This window comes from Nocardia sp. alder85J (genome assembly GCF_020176955.2).
Lineage (GTDB): Bacteria > Actinomycetota > Actinomycetes > Mycobacteriales > Mycobacteriaceae > Nocardia.
On sequence record NZ_JAIUCZ020000003.1, the window covers coordinates 881,220 to 900,460 of the forward strand.

Annotated in this window: 11 protein-coding genes; 3 read left to right on the forward strand and 8 right to left on the reverse strand. The window is 70.5% G+C overall.

Going from position 1 to position 19,241, the window contains the following annotated elements; all coding sequences use genetic code 11:
• Positions 1-53: 53 nt before the first annotated feature.
• Positions 54-1,799 (reverse strand): hydroxysqualene dehydroxylase, encoded by a 1,746-nt coding sequence (locus LBW94_RS15260; protein ID WP_323137865.1) that lies wholly within the window; start codon positions 1,797-1,799, stop codon positions 54-56.
• A gap of 98 nt (positions 1,800-1,897) precedes the next feature.
• Positions 1,898-2,848: an EamA family transporter gene (locus tag LBW94_RS15265; RefSeq protein WP_225060036.1), complete on the reverse strand. Its 951-nt coding sequence runs from the start codon at positions 2,846-2,848 to the stop codon at positions 1,898-1,900.
• Positions 2,849-2,919: 71 nt separating this feature from the next.
• Here LBW94_RS15265 and LBW94_RS15270 point away from each other — a divergent pair, with 71 nt between their 5' ends.
• The gene (locus LBW94_RS15270) at positions 2,920-3,876 is read left to right on the forward strand and encodes a LysR family transcriptional regulator (RefSeq protein WP_416276889.1); all 957 of its coding nucleotides are present in this window, start codon (positions 2,920-2,922) and stop codon (positions 3,874-3,876) included.
• A gap of 147 nt (positions 3,877-4,023) precedes the next feature.
• On the opposite strand, the gene LBW94_RS15275 is transcribed toward LBW94_RS15270, so the two are convergent.
• The gene (locus LBW94_RS15275; RefSeq protein ID WP_225060035.1) at positions 4,024-5,889 is read right to left on the reverse strand and encodes a MinD/ParA family ATP-binding protein; all 1,866 of its coding nucleotides are present in this window, start codon (positions 5,887-5,889) and stop codon (positions 4,024-4,026) included.
• A 174-nt stretch (positions 5,890-6,063) separates the two neighbouring features.
• On the reverse strand, positions 6,064-7,866 hold the full coding sequence (leuA, locus tag LBW94_RS15280; RefSeq protein WP_225060034.1) for a 2-isopropylmalate synthase: 1,803 nt from the start codon (positions 7,864-7,866) through the stop codon (positions 6,064-6,066).
• 189 nt (positions 7,867-8,055) lie between these two features.
• On the opposite strand from leuA, the gene LBW94_RS15285 reads away from it, so the two are divergent.
• Both LBW94_RS15285 and LBW94_RS15290 read left to right on the forward strand, forming a co-directional pair.
• Entirely contained in the window at positions 8,056-8,817 is a 762-nt protein-coding gene (locus LBW94_RS15285; protein ID WP_225060055.1) for a sulfite exporter TauE/SafE family protein, read from the forward strand.
• An 89-nt stretch (positions 8,818-8,906) separates the two neighbouring features.
• Complete coding sequence (locus LBW94_RS15290) at positions 8,907-10,034, forward strand: DUF5685 family protein (RefSeq protein WP_225060033.1); 1,128 nt, start codon at positions 8,907-8,909, stop codon at positions 10,032-10,034.
• A gap of 128 nt (positions 10,035-10,162) precedes the next feature.
• Here the strand turns inward: LBW94_RS15290 and LBW94_RS15295 are convergent, their stop codons facing one another.
• The 4 genes from LBW94_RS15295 to LBW94_RS15315 are packed head-to-tail and all read right to left on the reverse strand — an operon-like array spanning position 10,163 to position 19,236.
• Positions 10,163-11,293, reverse strand: coding sequence for a zinc-binding metallopeptidase family protein (locus LBW94_RS15295; protein ID WP_225060032.1), 1,131 nt, complete (start codon positions 11,291-11,293; stop codon positions 10,163-10,165).
• Positions 11,294-11,300: 7 nt separating this feature from the next.
• The gene (locus LBW94_RS15300) at positions 11,301-12,206 is read right to left on the reverse strand and encodes a transglutaminase family protein (protein WP_225060031.1); all 906 of its coding nucleotides are present in this window, start codon (positions 12,204-12,206) and stop codon (positions 11,301-11,303) included.
• A 1-nt stretch (position 12,207) separates the two neighbouring features.
• Complete coding sequence (locus LBW94_RS44420; RefSeq protein ID WP_416276890.1) at positions 12,208-15,693, reverse strand: circularly permuted type 2 ATP-grasp protein; 3,486 nt, start codon at positions 15,691-15,693, stop codon at positions 12,208-12,210.
• A 27-nt stretch (positions 15,694-15,720) separates the two neighbouring features.
• Complete coding sequence (locus tag LBW94_RS15315; protein ID WP_225060030.1) at positions 15,721-19,236, reverse strand: DUF2126 domain-containing protein; 3,516 nt, start codon at positions 19,234-19,236, stop codon at positions 15,721-15,723.
• Positions 19,237-19,241 lie beyond the last annotated feature (5 nt).

Consider the following 19,241-nt stretch of genomic DNA (forward strand, 5'->3'; position numbering starts at 1 on the left):
GCGGATCCCGCGGCGAGACCAGCGTTTTGTGGGGAATTGCATCCGGCGTGGCGCTACACCGGCACGTCGAACATGTTCGGCTGACCCGCCGCGTAGCGCGCGATGTCCACCTGCCGCATCGGCTCCAGTTCCGTTGCCCGGTACAGCGGGAACATCCGGCACCGTTCGGCATTCGAGCCGGCCACGTCCAGCAGCGCGTTCACCGCGGCGCGGGCCGACTCGCAGGCCCCCTCCATGGTCGCCAGGTCGATCCCGGTGCGCACGTAATCGCCTGCCAGGAAAAGGTTTTCCAGCGCGCCGTGCGAAATCGGCCGGGCCGCCCAGGAACCCACGGTGTTGATCAGCAGCGGATCGGCATTACTGCTGTGCCCGGCGGCGTCCCAGGAGATGCCGGAATCCAGGAACCACGACTGGAGATCCTCGTCGCGCAGTTCGGTGCCGCCCTTCAGGTGGGCCTGCAACTGGGCCCAGACCTCGCGCGAAATCTCTTGCGCCGAGCACTGTTTGGCCGTCTTCCCGTACACGATACCCGGGGTGTTCCAGTTCGAGATGTCCACCGACAGGCAGTCCTGCACCGAACCGTCGCCGCGGCCGGCCAGCGGCGTGCGCCCCCAGAACTGGTTCTGCGCAATCGACGTGAGCGACCACGGCGAGTCGATGTAGGCGGTGTGCCCCCGGGCGATGGTGGTGGGGCGCCGCAGATAGAACTGGATGCCGGTCATCCAGTCCACGTTCAGCGCGGCCATGGCGGCCAGCTCCGGCCGCACGGCCAGGATCTCCGGCGTCCACAGCTCGCGCGCGACCTCGGCCGGCACGGCCAGCACGTAGTGGTCGGCGTCGACGGATCGGCCGTCGGCCAGCCGGGCCCCGCCGATGCGACGGCCGTCGACGTCCAGCCCGCGCAGTTCCGCGGTCTCGAACCGCACACCGAGGTCACGCAGCCGGGCCACCCACGGATCGATCCACGCCTCGGAGGTGGGTCCGTTCAGCACCCGATCCAGCGGGCCGTCGTTGCCGACCTCCAGCGGATTGCCGAGGAACTGCTCCCCCATCGCCCCGATGGTGCGGGTGCTGGCCGACTCGTCCTTGGCCGCCACCAGCAGCGTGGTCAGCGTGCGCGACAACAACACCCGGAACTCGGTGGACCGGCCGCGGGCGCCGACGAAATCCCGCCAGGCCAGGTTCTCCCACTGGCCGAACCGGCGGGCGTCGCAGCTGGTGTCGAACACCAGCAGGCGGTTGGCGAAATAGGCGGCGTCGGACATCGGTATCCGCATCGAGGTGGAGATGACCGATCCGACGGTCTGCCGGAAGTCGTCGACGGTGGCCCAGGGCTTCCCGTACTTGCCCATCGGCAGGATGGTGTCCTCACTGGTGGTGCGGGCGAAGCGCACCTCGGGGGCCGCGACCAGGTTGTCCCACACCCCGTTGGCGTTGCCGGGGAACGGAATCCGCCGCATGGTGTCCGGAACGTGCTTGTAGAAGCCGGGAAAGAACCGGAATCCGTGCTCACCGGGCAGATCCGGGCGGCCGTCGCGGCCGCTGCCGGGCACCGGGATGCTGCGGGCCTTGCCGCCGAGCGCGCGCCGCTCGTAGAGCGTGACCTCGAATCCGCGCTCCGCCAGTTCGTGCGCGGCGGTGAGTCCGGCGACACCGCCACCGAAGACCGCTACTCGCTGCACCGGATCCGCCGCCGCCCGCATCGGACGAGCCGCGAACGCACCCGTGGTCGAAATTCCTGCCGCTACCGCCCCGCGCAATAACGCCCGCCGCGAGACGGTCCCCAGCCGTTGTGCCATTTCGGGACCTCCCACAATCGCGCTAACTGTATGCGCACGATCCGAACTCGGAGTAGTTCGGGGGTGAGATTTTCTGATCCCCGCACCCAAATTGCCTGCTATTTGCTGAGAATGAGGTCCGGATTCGCGGGTGATTCCGGGGCGACCGGTTGGTCACCGACGGCGACCGGACGACGGCCCACGGCTGTCGCCGTGAACGCACCACCGATCACGACCACCGCCCCGGCCAGCGACAACACCGTCGGCCGCTCACCCAGCAGGGCCCAGGAGGCGCCGATACCGACCACCGGCACCAGCAGCGACAGCGGCGCCACCGCACTGGCCGGATAGCGGCTCATCAGATCGGTCCACAGCCCCGACCCGACCGCCGTCGCGAGCACGGCCGTGAAGGCCAGCGCCGCCAGCCCCGGCCACCCCGAACCGCTGAACGACTGTGCGAGCGCCCGCCACCCGGCACCCGGCCCCTCGACCGCCGCCGACAGCGCGAACATCGGCAGCGGCGGCACCACGGACATCCACAGGGTCAGGTGCAGCGGATCCACCCGCTGTGGCCCCGAGGCCGCCAGGCGGGAGCCGATGTTGCCGAAGGCCCAGCCGAGCCCGCCGGCCAGGGTGAGCAGTACGGGGACGACCGTCGCGTGCTGGGCGCGGTCCCAGCCGATCACCACCATCCCGAGCACCGCCGTGAGCAGTCCCAGGAACTGACCGGCACGCAGCCGCTCCCCCAGCAACAGCGCCCCGAGCACCACCGTGAACGGGGCCGAGGACTGCAACACCAGCGAGGCGAGCCCGGTCGGCATGCCCGCCCGCATCGCGGTGAACAGGAAGCCGAACTGCGCGATGCCGAATCCCGTGCCGTACAACAGCAGCCACCGCAGCGGCACCCGCGGCCGGGGCACCAGCAGCACGACCGGAACCGCCAGCACCGCGAAGCGCAGCGCGGCGAAGAAATACGGCGGGAAGTGTTCGAGCCCGACGTGCAGCGAGATGAAGTTCAGTCCCCAGAGCAGGACGACGGCCAGGCCGAGCAGACGATCGCGGTTGGTCACCCGTCGAGCATCGCCGCCGGGAATGCTGAGAACAATCGAATATATATGCACTATCGATGTAGTAGAACTGAATGGTGTCCACCGCCGATGCCGCCTTCCTGTCGATCGAACGGCTGCGCGTGCTGCGCGAACTGGCCGACCGCGGCACGGTGGCGGCAGTCGCGGCCGCCCTGTCGATGACCCCGTCGGCGGTCTCCCAGCAGCTGAAGGTGCTGGCCCGGGAGGCCGGGGTCGCCCTGCTGGAACCCGACGGCCGCCGGGTCCGGCTCACCGACGCGGGACGGGCGCTGGTGCTGCGCGCCGACGAGGTGCTGGCCGCGATGGACCGCGCCGCCGCGGAGATGGCGGCCTACCGCGGCTCGGCCCGCGGACAGGTGCGTGTCGCCCTGTTCCCGTCGGGCGCCTCGCTGCTGCTGCCGCGCGTCCTGGCCGAACTCGCCGGCAGCGGCGTCGACATGATCGCCAGCGACGAGGATCTGCCGCCGACCGCGGTGCCCGGCCTGCTCGCCGACTACGACGTGGTGCTCACCCATCGCGACGAACGCGCCGCCGCGCAGAGCGGTCCCCGGGTCAGCTCCCGGGTCCTGATGCGCGAACCGATCGATGTGGTGATGTCCCGGGAACACCGGCTGGCCCGCCAGGGTGCGGTGGTGCCCGCCGAGCTGGCGGACGAGACGTGGCTCAGTGTCCGCGGCGGCTTCCCGGTCGACGACGTGCTCCGCTCGATCGCCACCGTGACCGGGGTACAACCACGAATCGTGCAGCGACTCAACGACTTCGGTGTGATCGAAGCCCTTGTCGCCACCGGCTACGGCGTCGCGCTGATGCCGCGCTTCGCGGTCCGGCATCCCGACCTGGCGGTCCTGCGCCTGGCCGGCGTCCGCGCCGCCCGCCTGTACGACCTGGCCATCCGGCCACACGCCGAACGCCGCCCCGCCGTCGCCACCGTCCTGGCCGCCTTCCAGCGGGCGGCGGCCACGGCGACGGCCCCCGATCACCCCACCCCATCGGCCCGGCCCGGCCGCTGATCCACCCGGCACGAATCGCCTTCGGCCACCATCACATTCACGCCACCACAATGCCCGCACCCGGGCCTGGATCTCGGTACACCACTCGGTGTACCGCCGATCCCGCCGCCCGGCGGCGGACCTTCGCCCGGGTCGCCGGACGCGGAACTACTGCCCGTACTGCTGCCCCGGATAGCCCCCGCCCGGACCGGAATACGAACCCGGCGAGCCGGGATAGCCGCTGCCGTACTGCGGGCCCGGACCGCCGGAGTACGGCGGCGGGGGCAGCTGGAAGCCGAATTCGTCGGCGACCATGGCGGCCAGTTCCAGCAGGGCGCGGCGGGTGGGCTTGCCGACCAGCTCCAGATCGATCTCCGACCCCTCGGCCAGATGGTCGTCGAAGGGCACCACCTGGACCGCGCGGGTGCGGTCCAGGAACAGTTTGCGCAGCTGATCCAGGTCGACGGTGGAGGCGCCGCGCCGGGAAGCGTTGACCACCACCACGGTTCGCTCGACCAGCTTGCCGTAGCCGTGGTGCTCCAGCCAGTCCAGCGTCGCCGAGGCGCTGCGCGCGCCGTCGATGGCCGGCGAGGTGACCAGCACCAGTGAACTGGCCAGGTCCAGCACACCCTTCATCGCCGAATGCATCAGGCCGGTGCCGCAATCGGTGAGGATGATGTTGTAGAACTGCTGCAGGATCGCGATGGCGCGGCGGTAGTCGTCCTCGCTGAACGCCTCCGAGACCGCCGGATCCTGTTCGCTGGCAAGCACTTCCAGTCGGCTGGGGGACTGCGAAGTGTGCGCCCGCACATCGGAGTAACGACTGATGTGGCTGTCTTCCAACAGGTTTCGCACCGTGGATCGGGTCTGCCGGGGCACCCGGTGGGCCAGCGTGCCCAGGTCCGGATTGGCGTCGATGGCGATCACCCGGTCGCCGCGCAGCGACGCGAAGGTGGAGCCCAGGCCCACCGTGGTGGTGGTCTTGCCGACGCCGCCCTTCAGCGACAGGATCGCGATCCGGTAGTCGCCGCGGACCGGCTGGTTCACGCGGTCGACGAGTTCGCGCTGCGCCAGATCGGAGGTGGAGTCGCCGGGATTGATGGCGCCACCGGACATCCGGTGCACGGCCCGCCGCCAGCCGCTGCGCGGCGCGCGCCGGCTGCGCTTCAGCAGGTTGAGATCGTTGACCGACTGCGCGGCGCCGGAATGCGGGAACTGCTGCTGAAAGCCCTGCGGCGCCGGGGGAACCGGCGGTTGGCCCGGTGCACCCGGCCAGCCCGGCGGCGGCTGCGGCGGCTGATACATCGGCTGCGGCGGCAACGGCGGCGGCGCCCAGCTGGTGATCGGCTCGTCGGGCTGCTGCTCGTGCGCACCGGTGCCGTGTTCGGGTGCCCGCGGCGGCTCCTCCGGAAAGACCCGGCGCACCAGACCGTCCGGGCCGATCTCCTGACGTACCTCGCCGTACGGGGTGTCCTGGCGCACCTCGCCGTACCCCGGCGCGGGCGGCTCGCCGTAGCCCGGCATCGGCAGCTCGCCGTTGGGCGGCGGCCCGGCGGGACCCGGATACATTCCCGGCGGTGGGAAGTTCGGATCGTACGGAATCGGTTGCGGCGCCTGCGGCCAGCCATCGGCGCCGGGCGGCGGCCAGGCGCTCTCGGGGGCGGGCGCGTAACCGCCGGGCGGATATCCGGCGAAACCCGGCGGCGGGCCCATCGGAGGCTGGAAACCGGGCGGGCCGGGCGGCGGGAAGCCGGGCTGACCCGGCGGCACGAACGGCGGGATCTGCTCGTATCCGGGTGGCGGGCCGGGCTGGAAGGCGTTCTGCTCGAACGGATCCGGGACCGGCGGGAACAGGCCGGGCACCGGTTCGGAGTGGCCGATCTCCTCGGCGCCCTCGTGCCCGGAGCCACCGGCGGATTCGTCGGCGGGGTCGCGATGGGACGGCTTGGCGGGCGAATCGTCGTGATCCGCTGCGCCTTCCACAGGATGGCCCTGCAACCAGGGCGGTGCGGTCGAGTTGTCGTCAGTCGTCACGTTTCCCCCATCTGCCCGGGTCATCTTCGAGCAGAGAGCTCGGCGCTGTTGCTGTCCCACGCTAGCACGGTGTCAGGAGGGTGGCGGCGTGGCCGATCGGGCCGACAGGGCGCGAGCCCGGAGTTGTCCACATGTGGACAACTCCGGGCTCGCAGGCCGGAATTCGGCGGGTGATCAGCGGCCGCGGTGGGCCCGGTTGACGGCCGAGACCACCGCGCGCAGTGAGGCCGTCGTGATCGAGGTGGCGATGCCCACGCCCCAGGTCACCTTGTCCCCGATGGCACATTCGACATAGGCGGCGGCCTGTGCGTCGTCGCCGGAGGACATCGCGTGCTCGGAGTAGTCCAGCACCCGGACCTCGTAGCCGATGCCGCCCAGCGCATCCACGAAGGCCGCGAGCGGGCCGTTGCCCTCACCCGCGATCTCCTGCTCGACCCCGTCGACCTTGACCACGGCGTCGATATGGTCGGTGCCGCCGTCGGTTTCGGAAGCGGTCACCTTCTGGCGCATGCGCTCCAGCGGCAGCAGCGGATTCAGGTACTCGTCGGCGAAGACGTCCCACATCTCCTTCGGGGTGACCTCGCCGCCCTCGCCGTCGGTGATCTGCTGGATCGCCTGCGAGAACTCGATCTGCAACCGGCGCGGCAGGGCCAGGCCGTGATCGGTCTTCATGATGTAGGCCACGCCGCCCTTGCCGGACTGCGAGTTGACCCGGATCACCGCCTCGTAGGTGCGGCCCACATCCTTCGGATCGATCGGCAGGTACGGCACCTCCCACACGATGTCGTCGACATCGGCGCCGGCGTCGTCGGCCGCCGCCTTCATCGCGTCCAGGCCCTTGTTGATGGCGTCCTGGTGGCTGCCGGAGAACGCGGTGTACACCAGATCGCCGCCGTACGGGTGGCGCTCGTGCACCGGCAGTTGGTTGCAGTACTCCACCGTACGGCGGATCTCGTCGATGTTGGAGAAGTCGATCTGCGGATCCACGCCCCGGGAGAACAGATTCATCCCCAGGGTGACCAGGCACACGTTGCCGGTGCGCTCACCGTTGCCGAACAGGCAGCCCTCGATGCGGTCGGCGCCGGCCAGATAGCCCAGTTCGGCGGCCGCGACGGCGGTGCCGCGGTCGTTGTGCGGATGCAGCGACAGCACGATCGACTCGCGGCGGGCCAGGTTGCGGTGCATCCACTCGATCGAATCGGCGTACACGTTGGGGGTCGCCATCTCGACCGTGGCCGGCAGGTTGATGATCATCGGCCGGTCCGGGGTCGGCGCGATGATCGCCGTCACCGCGTCGCAGACGTCCTTCGCGTACTCCAACTCGGTGCCGGTGTAGGACTCCGGGCTGTACTCGTAGCGCCAGTTGGTGTCCGGATAGTTCTGCTCCACCCGCAGGCACAGCGCCGCCGCGTCGGTGGCGATCTTCTTCACGGCCTCGCGATCCGCGCGGAACACCACCCGCCGTTGCAGGATGGAGGTCGAGTTGTAGAAGTGCACGATGACGTTGGCGGCGCCGGCGCAGGCCTCGAAGGTGCGCTCGATCAGCTCCGCGCGGCACTGGGTCAGCACCTGGATGGTGACATCGGCGGGGATCGCGCCGTCCTCGATGATCTCGCGGACGAAGTCGAAATCGGTCTGGCTGGCCGACGGGAAGCCGACCTCGATCTCCTTGTAGCCCATCCGCACCAGTAGATCGAACATGCGGCGCTTGCGGGCCGGGCTCATCGGATCGATCAGGGCCTGGTTGCCGTCGCGCAGATCGACCGCGCACCAGCCCGGCGCGCGATCGATGATCCGGTCCGGCCAGGTACGGTCGGGCAACGTGACCGGCTCGACCTCCTCGGCGAACGGCCGGTACCGGAACACCGGCATCGAGGAGTTCTTCTGCTGGTTCCAGGCGGGCTGGTCGCCCGGGGCGGGCTTGGCCGGAGTGGTGATCGACCGCGTTCCGGAAACGAAGGCATCAGCGGGTGACATGCGATTTTCTCCGTGAGTGTGGGTGGTGTGTCCCAAAAGGATGTTGGGTTGACCGGCACAGCTGAACCCCGCGACGGGAGCCGGTCCGTATCAGAACCCGTCGCGGCGGCCGAGGAGAAGTGCCCGCTGCATGATGAGGGGTAGTTTACAGCCCCGCAATCTCGCAGCGGAAGGGAGTCCAGGTCTCCGCTGGATCAGCTCGCCGTCCTCGTCGCCGGTGTCGCCGCCGGCGGCATCAACGCCGTCGTGGGGTCGGGCACCCTCCTCACCTTCCCCGTTCTGCTGGCCCTGGGATATCCCCCGGTCACGGCGAACGTCTCGAACACCGTCGGACTGGTGCCGGGCAATCTGTCCGGCGTCCTCGGCTATCGCCGGGAACTGGCCGGGCAGCGCGGCCGGGTGCTGCTGCTCGGCACCGGGACCGTACTCGGCGCTCTGCTCGGCGCTGTGTTGTTGCTGACACTGCCGCCGGGCGCCTTCAAGGCGATCGTGCCCGCGCTGATCATCGTGGCGCTGGTCCTGGTCGTGGTGCAACCGCGGCTGTCGCGCTGGGTACGCGAACGGCGGGCGGCGGACGGCCTGGCCACCGACCCCACCGGTCACGGCGTGCTGCTGTGGCTCGCGGTGGCGGCCACCGGCGTGTACGGCGGCTATTTCGGTGCCGCGCAGGGTGTGCTGCTGATGGGCCTGCTCGGCGTGGTCGTGCACGAGGACCTGCAACGGCTCAACGCCGTGAAGAACGTGCTGGCGCTGCTGGCCAACACCGTGTCGGCGGCGGTCTTCATCGCGGTGGCCCACGTGTCCTGGCAGGCGGCGGGGCTGATCGCGGTGGGCTCGATCATCGGCGGGCAACTGGGCGCGCGACTGGGCCGCCGGCTGTCGCCGACCGTGCTGCGCACGCTGATCGTGGTGGTCGGCGTGGTGGCGGTGGCGCGGTTGCTGCTCACCTGATCCGGCCCGACCCGCCCGGCCACTGCCACACAGCTGTTTCCCAGTGGGATTCCCACGACAGGAGGACGTTTCACGGTTACCGTCGAATCATGTTCGGCATCATCCGGCCCTGCCGTCATCGGCTGGGCGAGGAGTTGAGTGCGGCCTGGATGGCTCAGTTGTGCGGGCTGTGCCTGTCACTGCGAGACGACCACGGCCAGGCCGCGCGAATCGCGACCAACTACGACGGGTTGCTGATCTCCGCCCTGGTGGAGGCACAATCGGCGACGACCACCCGCCGGGCGGCGGGCCCCTGCCCGTTACGCGGGATGCGACGGGCCGACGTGGCCGTCGGTGACTGCGTGCGACTGGCGGCCACCGTCTCGCTGGTGCTGGCCGCGGCCAAGGTCCGCGATCACGCCGACGACGGTGACGGGCTTGCCGGCACCGCCGGAATCCGGCCCGCGGCCCGCCGGATCGCGCAGCGCTGGGCCCGGCAGGGCGCCGACAGCGGCGCCGAGCTGGGGTTCGACACCGGTGTGCTGCTCACCGCGGTCGAACGGCAGACCGAGGTGGAGGCCGCCGCCGGTCCCGGCACCACGCTGCTGACCGTCGTCGAGCCGACCGAGACGGCCACCGCCGCCGCCTTCGGCCACACCGCCGTCCTGGCCGGGCGGCCGGGCAACGTGGACGCGCTCACCGAGGTCGGCCGATTGTTCGGCCGGATCGCCCATCTGGTGGACGCGGTCGAGGACCTCGGCGACGACCTGGCACAGCGCAAGTGGAATCCGTTGTCCGCCACTGCCTCCAGCGTCGAAGAGGCGCAGCGGCTGTGCGACGACGCCCTGCTCGGCATCGAATTGGCGCTGGCCGACGTCGAATTCACCGACGACCGGCTGGTCACGGTGATGCTGACCCGAGAGCTGCGGCGCTCGGTGCGCCGCACCTTCGGGCACGAGCACCACGGCGGCAGCTGCGCCACCCACCCGACGACCGAAAGCCGTTGGCGCCGAAGGGGTTACCCGCCTCCTGGCTACGGCTATCCGCCGCAGGGCTACTACCCGCCGCAGGGTGGCTACTACGGCCGCCCGCCCCGCCGCCGCAGCTCCTGCGTGCCGTTCTGCGAGGGCGTGGCGTGCTGCGAATGCTGCCGCTGCGGCGAGGACTGCTGCTGCGCCTGCGAGGGCTGCAACTGCTGCGACGAAGCATGCTGCGGCGAAAGCTGTTGCGACTGCTGAACTTCCGCGCGGCGCACTGAATCACCGGCTGCCCGACAGCGGCTCCCGGCACCGCGACCGCGGCATCGGTGCCCCGGCACCCGTTCGGGCCGGGACACCACCGCACGATCCGGCTCTCGGTGCTCCGCTCACACGGCCGAGCGGCGGCGCCACCGCGAACGGCGCGGCCGCACACCGGGATCGGCCGGTTGGGGTGGAGCCACCGGCTCGGCGACCGCTTCCGGTTCGGCGGGCCGCCGGGCGCACAGGTCGTGGATGAACCGCATCTTGTCCAGCACGGCATCGGCGAGCACGAACGGGTAGAGGTCGTGGTGACCCATCGAGCGGTTGATCATGTTCAGCGACCAGGACAGCGGCAGCCAGAGCTCGATGATCCGATCGAATCCGGCCCGGCCCAGTTGCGGGCGGTCCAGCGCCGCACCGGCGGGGGCGAAGCCGTAGGCCGCCGCGGTGTCGAGCGTGTCGCGGATGTGCAGGTAGTGCGCGAAGGTTTCGGCCCAGTCCTCTGCGGCGTGCATGGTGGCGTAGGACGAGACGTAATGGTCGGTCCAACCGGCCGGTGCGCCCTCGGAGTAATGGCGGTCCAGGGCCTGCTGATAGTCGGCGAACGGATCGCCGAACAACTCCCGGAACCGATCCAGCGCGCCGTCGTCGACCAGCACCGAGAAGTAGTAGTGGCCGATCTCGTGCCGGAAGTGCCCGAGCAGGGTCCGGTACGGCTCGGCCATCTCGACGCGCAGCCGCTCCCGGTGCACATCGTGCGCCTCCGCCAGATCCACCGTGATGACCCCGTTCAGGTGCCCGGTCACCACCTGATCCGCCGCGCTGGACAGCAGATCGAAGGCCAGTCCGCGCTCCGGATCGGCCCACCGGCCGACGATCGGCAGACCCAGTTCGGTCAGCTCCAGGATCAGCCGGCGCTTGGCCGCCTCGGCGTCGGCGAACGAGCTCAGGTCGTCCGCCTCGTTCGGCCGGGTGCGGGTGAGCCGGCACGATTCGCACAGCGCCGGGCTGCCGTCGCCGGACTCGGCCGCCACCAGCCAGTTGCAGTTGGCGATGTGCAGGTTGTCGCACAGCCGGTACTTGTCCGCGGGTACCACGCCCCCGCTCTCGGCCTCCGCGGCCATCACCTCCGGCCCGCCGATCACCACCAGCGTCCGCTCCGCGAGGCTGAATCCCAGGGGGCTGTGGCAGCCCAGGCACACCGAGTTCTCGAAGGTCAGATTCCAGCCGCAATGGGGGCAGGTGAAGGCACGCATGCCATGGCTATACCCCCAGCGGAGCGACATCCACACCGACGGCGATGGTGCTCTCCCGCGCGTCGGTGTAGATGATCCCGCGCAGCGGCGGGACGTCGGCGTAGTCGCGGCCCCAGGACAGCGTCACGTAGCGTTCGTCGGCGAACTTGTCGTTGGTCGGATCGAAGCCGATCCAGTGCCCCGCACCGCTCGGCGCCGCCGGATCGGGCACCCACACCGCGGTCCAGGCGTGGGTGGCGTCCGCGCCGACCAGCCGCGGCTCACCCGGCGGCGGGTCGGTGGCCAGATAACCCGAGACGTAGCGCGCGGCCAGGCCGTGCGAGCGCAGACAGGCAGCGGCGATCCGGGCGAAGTCCTGGCAGACGCCGCGGCGCGCGGCGAACACGTCGGACACCCGGGTGCTCACGGTGGTGGAGCCGGACTTGTAGGCGAAATCCGCGTGGATGCGCGAGTTCAGGTCCGCGACCGCCGCGAGCAACGGGCGGCCCGGGGTGAGCGATGCGGCGGCGTACGCGGTCACCTCGCCGGTGATCTCCGGCGGTTGCAGATCGAGCGCGAATTCGACCGCCAGCGGCGCGGTGCGCCGGGTGGGCCGGGCCTGCTCCCAGGGCAGTTCCGCGGCCGGCAGCTCCGGCGCCCGCACCTCGACCACCGACTCCCCGACCACCTCCAGCCGCCGATGTGCCGCGGTGACATGGAAATACAACGTGACGTTGCCGTACACGTCCGCGCCCACCGAACGATCCGAGGGCACCGGATCGATGTCGATGTCGTGCGACAGCACCCGCTGCCCGGCGAACTCACGTGGTTGCAGGTAGGCCCGGCCGTAGGAGCTGGTGACGTCGTCGGAATAGGTGTAGGTGGTGCGATGCCACACTCGGTAACATCGGCTGCCGCTGTCGTTGCCGCTCATCTCATTCCACCACCCGGGTATTGCCCCACAACGGCTGGATATCGCCGGGACCGGCCAGCCGGCTGGTCTCGAAGGCCTCCGACAGCGTACGCAACCGCAGGTGCACGCCCTCGATCAATTCCGCGAACACCGGGCGCCGCCCGTTCGCGTCGGTGGCCTCCAGATCGGCGGGGTCCAACCGGCTGAGCATCCGCTGCGCCTCCGCGAGCAGCCGCTGCGGCCGCGACGAGCCCGACGCCCCCGGCAGCGCTTGCAGATCGGCCTCCAGCCGATCCAGCTGATGCGCCAGCGACCGCGGATTGGCGGCATCGAACAGCAGCAGGCTCGCCACCGCCGACACCCGGATCGAATCCCGGTGCCGCCGACGGTAACTCACCATCGACTCGGTGGCGCGCAACACCGCCTCGGTCACCGTCCGCTGCACCGCCTCCGGATAGGTCTGGGTGAACGCCGCCGACAACAGCGAGGTCAAGGCCAGGCCCCGCTCGATGCGCTTACCGATGTCGGCGACGTACCAGCCGGTGTCACGCATGATGGATTCCGCATCGATCCCCGACAGCGACAGCAGCGCCGCCAGCACCTGCGCGTGCACCTCGGCCAGCGCCGACTCCTGATCGCGCGCATCGCCGCGATACCGCAGCAGCGCACGATCCATGGCGCTCAGCACCATCCAGGTGTCGCCGGACAGCTGGTCCCGCACGGCCCGCGCGTCGGCGCCGACGTGTTCGATGGCGTAGGCCAGCGATCCGGGCAGCTCGCGGTCCAGGGTCACCCGCACCAGATAGTCGTAACCGGCCGCGGAGGCGCCGACCACCGGCGGCCGCCAGTCCGGAACCTCTTGTCCCGCAGTAGGATCCATGCCCGTGCTGCCGACTCCCGGACCGATCGCGGACACCGGCTGCGCCGCATCGGCAGCCGCCGCTTCGCTGTCGCCCGGCGTTGCTCGCACCGCGTCGCGCCCGGCATCCGGCCCGTCCTCCGGTCGTCCGGCGGTGACGGCCGCAGTCCCGAACCCCGGCGCGACAACGTTGCCGGGCAACGGCGATCCAGCCGGATCGGCAGCTGTTTCCGGCGATACATCGTCGCCGGCCGACTCGGCGCCCGTCCGCGCGGACAACCCCGAGACTCCCTCGGATGCAGCGAATTCCGTTGCCGCCACACCGGATTCCGGCATCGCAGCGACCGGACCCTCCGCACCGGCCGACGATGGCTGTGGCGAATCATCCCATCCGGCCGGGGATGTCGCGCTGTCCGGCTCGTCGGCCATCCACGCGGGCGGCGGACCGTCCGCGCCCTGCTGCCCGGCCTGCACACGGGTGGGGTCGGCCTGGGTCACCCGATCGGTCAGGGCGACCGGCTCGACCGTCAGCGGATCGGCCTCGGGCTCACCCGAACCCTCCGATTCGGGTTTCGAATGACGTTGCGCAGCAGTGATTTCCGGTGACCTTCGAGCGGCACGGCCGGGCGGTTGCCGGTCGACCGGCGCGGTGCGCCACTGCTCCGACACCCGGGACTGCTGTTGCGGCGGTAGCAGTTCCAGGTCACTGGTCGCGGGCAGCAGCGGTTCGTCCGCTGCGGGGCGGCCTTTCGGGCCGGAGGCGGTCGTGGGCGCCGAGGCGCCCGGGTCCGGTGGCGGCGGTGCGGTGATCGCCAGCGGGATCGGGGTGCCGGTCATCCGGGCCAGCGCCGCCATCAGCACGGGCACCGCGTCGCCGCCCTCCAGCCAGGGCCGGTAGCGGAAGTCCTGGTACTGCCGGTGGATCGCGATCAGCAACCGGGCGGTCGCCTCGGCGCGTTCGCGGTAGCGGCCCATCCAGAACAGATCGTCCAGCACGCGGGGCGAGCTGATCGCCTCCATGATCGGGACGGCCGAGCGCACCCGCTCCTCGTGGACCGGTTCGGCGGCGACGGCGGCGGTGGCCGCCGCGGGGGCCGCGCGCACCCAGATGTCCTTGGCGGCCACCTCCTGCACCGACCGATCCGGTTGCATGCGCTGATGCACTTGCCCGAGGCCACCGGGCATCACCCGGTAGCCGCTGCGACCGGCCATCGAGAACAGCCGCACGCCGACCGGCGCCGCGGTGAGACCGCCGGTACCGGCGACCGCGGGCGCCACCGAGAACTCCGGCGGCTCCTGGCCGACCCACTGCCAGCCCTGCGCCTCGATCCGGGCGGCCAGTTCGGTGCGCTGCGCCGCCGAGAGCGCGGAGCCGACGAAGGTGGCGCCGTCGACCGCGGAGCGGATGATCAACCGGTCCAGCCGGGCGAGCAGATGTGCGCGCTCGGAATCGTTGCCACCCCAGTACGACGGCGCCCCGGGCAGCAGCAGCTCCTCGCCGTACAGTTCCCGGCACAGCAGCGGCAGCAGCGCCGCCAGCGCGGGACTCTCCAGCAGGCCACTGCCCAGGGTGTTGACCATGGTCACCGCGCCGCGGCGCAGCACCTCCACCAGCCCGACGACGCCCAGTCGCGAATCCGGGCGCAGGTCCAGCGGATCGGAGAATTCGGCGTCGACCCGGCGCAGCACCACGTCGACCCGGTGCAGGGTGCCCAGCGACCGCATCCACAACATGCCGTCGCGCACCACCAGATCCTCGCTCTCCACCAGTGGAAAGCCGAGCACCGAGGCCAGATAGGCTTGGTCGAAAGCGGTTTCGGAATGCGCGCCGGGACTGAGCACCACGACCGTCGGATCGTCGGCGGCTACCGGCGCGGCCTCGATGAGGATCAGCCGCATCGCCCGCGCGAAGGGCGTGAGCGGGCGCGGGCTGGAATGTTCGAACGCCTCGGGCACCGCCGCGGACACCACCCGCCGGTCGGCCAGTGCGTACCCGGCCCCCGACGGCGCCTGCGCCCAATCGGTCAGCACCCGGAACTGCCCGTCGCCCCAGCGGCTGATGTCGGCGGCGTGCAGGAACAACTGGTGCCGTCCCGGCAGCGAGATCCCGTGTGCCGCACGGATGTACCCGGCGGAGCCGAAGACGATCTCCGGCGGCAGCACCCCGGCGGCCAGCAACCGGCGCGGCCCGTACACGTCCGTCAGGACCGCGTCCAGCACGCGGGAGCGTTGTGCCAGACCGGCTTCCAGTCGCGACCAGTCGTCGGCGGACACCAGCAACGGGATCGGATCCAGCCGCCACGGCACCGGCGCACTCGGCGCGGGCCCGGATCCCGGCGCCGGATCCCCCTCGTCGGCCGGCCCGACCTCGGTATAGGTGATCCCGTCGTCCTCGACCAGCCGGCGTACCCGCTGGTCCAGCTGGGCCAGCCCGTCCGGGCCCTGCTCGACGAAGTCGCCGGACAGCTCCGACCAGACCGGGCGCACCCGGCCGTCCGCACCCACGAGCTCGTCGAAATAGCCGTCCACCGGGCTGCCGTAGGCGTCGTACGGCGCGGTCCGGGCACCATCGTCGCGATAGCGGGCGAACTCGGACACCACTCGGCGCGCCAGGTCACGTTCGGGGGTGCCCTGACCCCACACTGCCATCACGGCCCTCACTTCATGCAGGCATGCCTATCGGTCGCCGGTCACACCCCACACCGTCCGGGCTCGGCGCAAGTCGAGAATGCCCGGCGCCCCGACGTCGACCGACTGTACCGCCATTTTCGCACGCAAATCCGCCGGATCGCGACGACCGGCCGTATGTCCGATCGATTCGAACCGCCGATTGCGCCGCGATTGCGCCGCGACCGCGTTCACCGGCGGGATGTCGTAGGACATTCCGCCGGGATGCGCGACGTGGTAGGTACAACCACCCAGCGACAATCCCGTCTCCGGATCGACCAGATCGAAGACCAGCGGCACGTCGACGGTGATCGACGGATGCAGCGAGTTCGGCGGCTGCCAGGCCCGGTACCGGACCCCGGCCACCTGTACGTCGGCCTTGTCGGTGGACAGTAGCGGCACCGGAAAACCGTTGCAGGTCAGCAGATATCGACCACGATCGGCCCCGGTGAGGCGAACCTGCAACCGCTCCACCGAGGAATCGACGTAGCGGGCCGTACCCGTCGCGGCGGTCTGCTCGCCGAGGGTGTTCCACGGCTCGATCGCCGAACGCAGTTCCAGTTCCGCGTTGCCTATCACCACGGTGCCGATCCGCGGAAAACGGAACTCCGCGAAGGGATTCAGCCAGCTGAGATCGAAATCGATACCGTGCGAACGCAGATCGGACACCACCTCGCCGATGTCGTCGAGGACGAAGTGCGGCAGCAGGTATCGGCCGTGCAGGTTCGGCCCGTGCCGCAGCAGCGGCGCGGTGTAGGGCTCGGTCCAGCAGCGCAGCACCAGGGCCCGCACCAGCAGCGACTGCACCATCGCCATCCGATCGTGCGGCGGCATCTCGAAACCGCGCAGTTCCAGCAGCCCGAGGCGACCGCGCACGGAATCCGGGCTGTACAGCTTGTCGATGCAGAATTCCGCGCGGTGGGTGTTGCCGGTCAGGTCGGTGAGAATGTGCCGCAGCGCGCGATCCACCTCCCAGGGCGCGGAAAACCCTGCCCCCGAATCGGATTCGCCATCGGACTGCTTACGCGCGGCGAGCCGGGCGATCTCGGCGAAGGCGATCTCCAGTTCGTACAGCGACTCCTCGCGGCCCTCGTCCACCCGCGGGGCCTGCGAGGTGGGACCGATGAACCGCCCGGAGAACAGGTACGACAGCGACGGATGCCGTTGCCAGAAGCGCAGCATCGAGGCCAGCAGATCCGGGCGGCGCAGCAGCGGCGACCGGGCCGCGGTGGCGCCGCCGAGGGTGAGGTGGTTACCGCCACCGGTGCCCGAGTGGGTGCCGTCGATATCGAAGGTCTCGGTGCTCAGCCGGGCCAGCCGGGCCTGCTCGTACAGCGTCTCCAGCAGTTGCGCCTGTTCGGCGAAGGACGAGGTGGGCTGCACGTTCACCTCGATCACGCCCGGATCGGGGGTGACCGAGAAACTGCGCAACCGCGGATCCGGCGGCGGCGCATACCCTTCCAGCACCACCGGCTGATTCAGCGCGACGGCCGCGGCCTCCACCCGCCCGATCAGATCCAGGAAATCCTCGAAACTGCCCATCGGCGGCAGGAATACGAACAGCCGCCCATTGCGTACCTCGGCCACCAGGGCGGTGGTCGGGACGAAATCGGCGGGCTCGACCACGGCGGCGGGTTCGGCCCGGGGCAGCCGGATCGGACCCGGCACGATCGGATCCCGCTCCCACTGCGGCGGCGGGGTGAACCAGGAGACGGCGTTCAGCGGCAGCCGCAGGCCCGCCGGCGAATCACCGTCGGCGAGCACGATGCGACCCCGCCGCAGCTGCCAGTCGGCACTGGCCCACCCGCCGTCGTCGGCGCGCCGGTACAACGGCAGCACATACGAACTGGCCGAGGTGACCGCGCTGTCCAAGCGCTCCACCAGCGCCTGCCGGGCCTGCGCCGAATCCTGTTCCGGCGGCAGGTCCTCCGCGTCGACCGGCTGCCCGAGCGGTGAGCCCAGCACCGCGGCCAGCCGGGTCAGCGGATCCTCGTAGGCGGGCCGGACCTGGGTCGCGGGCAGTCCGAGCGCCGCCGCCACCTGTCCGATCAACGCCTGCGCGGCATCCGGATCGGCATGCCAGGGATGCCCGTTCCCGTTCGGCAGCACCGTCGTGTCCGGCGACACCGTCGTATCCACCGACTGCGTGTCCGCCTGCCCGGAGTCCGCCGACGGTTCCACCGCGGAATTGGTCTGCGGCTGCACCGCGGCGCCCGTCGCGTGACCGATGCGCCGCAGATCGGGCGTGGTCCACGGATCGGCGAGCAGATCCTGGCGGGTCCACACCGGCTCGCCGTCGGACCGCCAGCTGATCGCGATCTCCCAGCGCGGCAACGGCTCTCCCGGATACCACTTGCCCTGCCGGTACTGCACCAGCCCGGTGGGCGCGTAGATGCGGCGCATCCGGCCGGCCAGATCGACCGCGCGGAGGCGTTTCTCCGGACCGTCGGCGTCGGTGGTCCACTGCGCGCTGGTCTGATCGTCGATGGAGACGAAGGTCGGCTCACCGCCGATGGTCAGGCCGATGTCGGCGGCGACGGAACGTTCGTCCACCGACGCGCCCAGCGCCGTGATCCGCTGCCACTCGGTATCGGTGTACGGCAGCGTGACTCGCGGATCCTCGTGGATGCGGCGGACCGTGTTCGAGAATTCGAGCGTGGCCTCGCACGGATCGGTGGCGCCGGTGATCGGCGCGGCCGAGGTGGGATGCGGGGTGGCCGCCAGCGGGATGTGCCCCTCCCCGGCGAACAGCCCGGAGGTCGGATCCATCCCGACCCAGCCCGCTCCCGGCAGGAACACCTCGGTCCAGGCGTGCAGATCGGTGAAATCCGACACCGGCCCCGAGGGGCCGTCCAGCGACGGCATGTCCTGGCTCAGCTGCACCAGATAGCCGGAGACGAACCGCGCCGCCAGCCCCAGCTCGCGCAGGATCGACACCAGCAGCCACGCCGAATCACGGCAGGATCCCAGCGCCGCCCGCAGCGTGAAATCCGGTGTCTGGACGCCCGGTTCCAGCCGCACGGTGTAATCGACATCACCCCGCAGGGCCTGATTCAGCGTGACCAGGAAGTCGATCGTGCGGGGCTGATCGGCGAGCAGCGGCAACGCGTGCCGGCGCACCCATTCCCGCACCAGCGGGCCGGGTCCCTCGCCGTCCTCGTCGACCGGCCGTAGATAGGCCTCCAGGTCGGTGACCAGTTCCGGTTCGTAGGTGAAGGGGAAGTGCTCGGCGTACTCCTCCACGAAGAAGTCGAACGGGTTGATCACATCCAGGTCGGCGACCAGGCCGACGGTGATCTCCAGTTCCTGCGCAGCCTCCGGAAACACCAGGCGCGCAAGGAAATTGCCGAACGCGTCCTGCTGCCAGTTGACGAAGTGATCCTCGGGACCGACCCGCAGCGAATAGGCCTCGATGGTGGTACGGGTGTGCGGTGCGGGGCGCAGCCGTACGACGTGCGGATGGATCTGCACGAGGCGGTCGAAGGAGTAGCGGGTTCTGTGCTCGAGGGAAACTTTGATCCCCATACCCA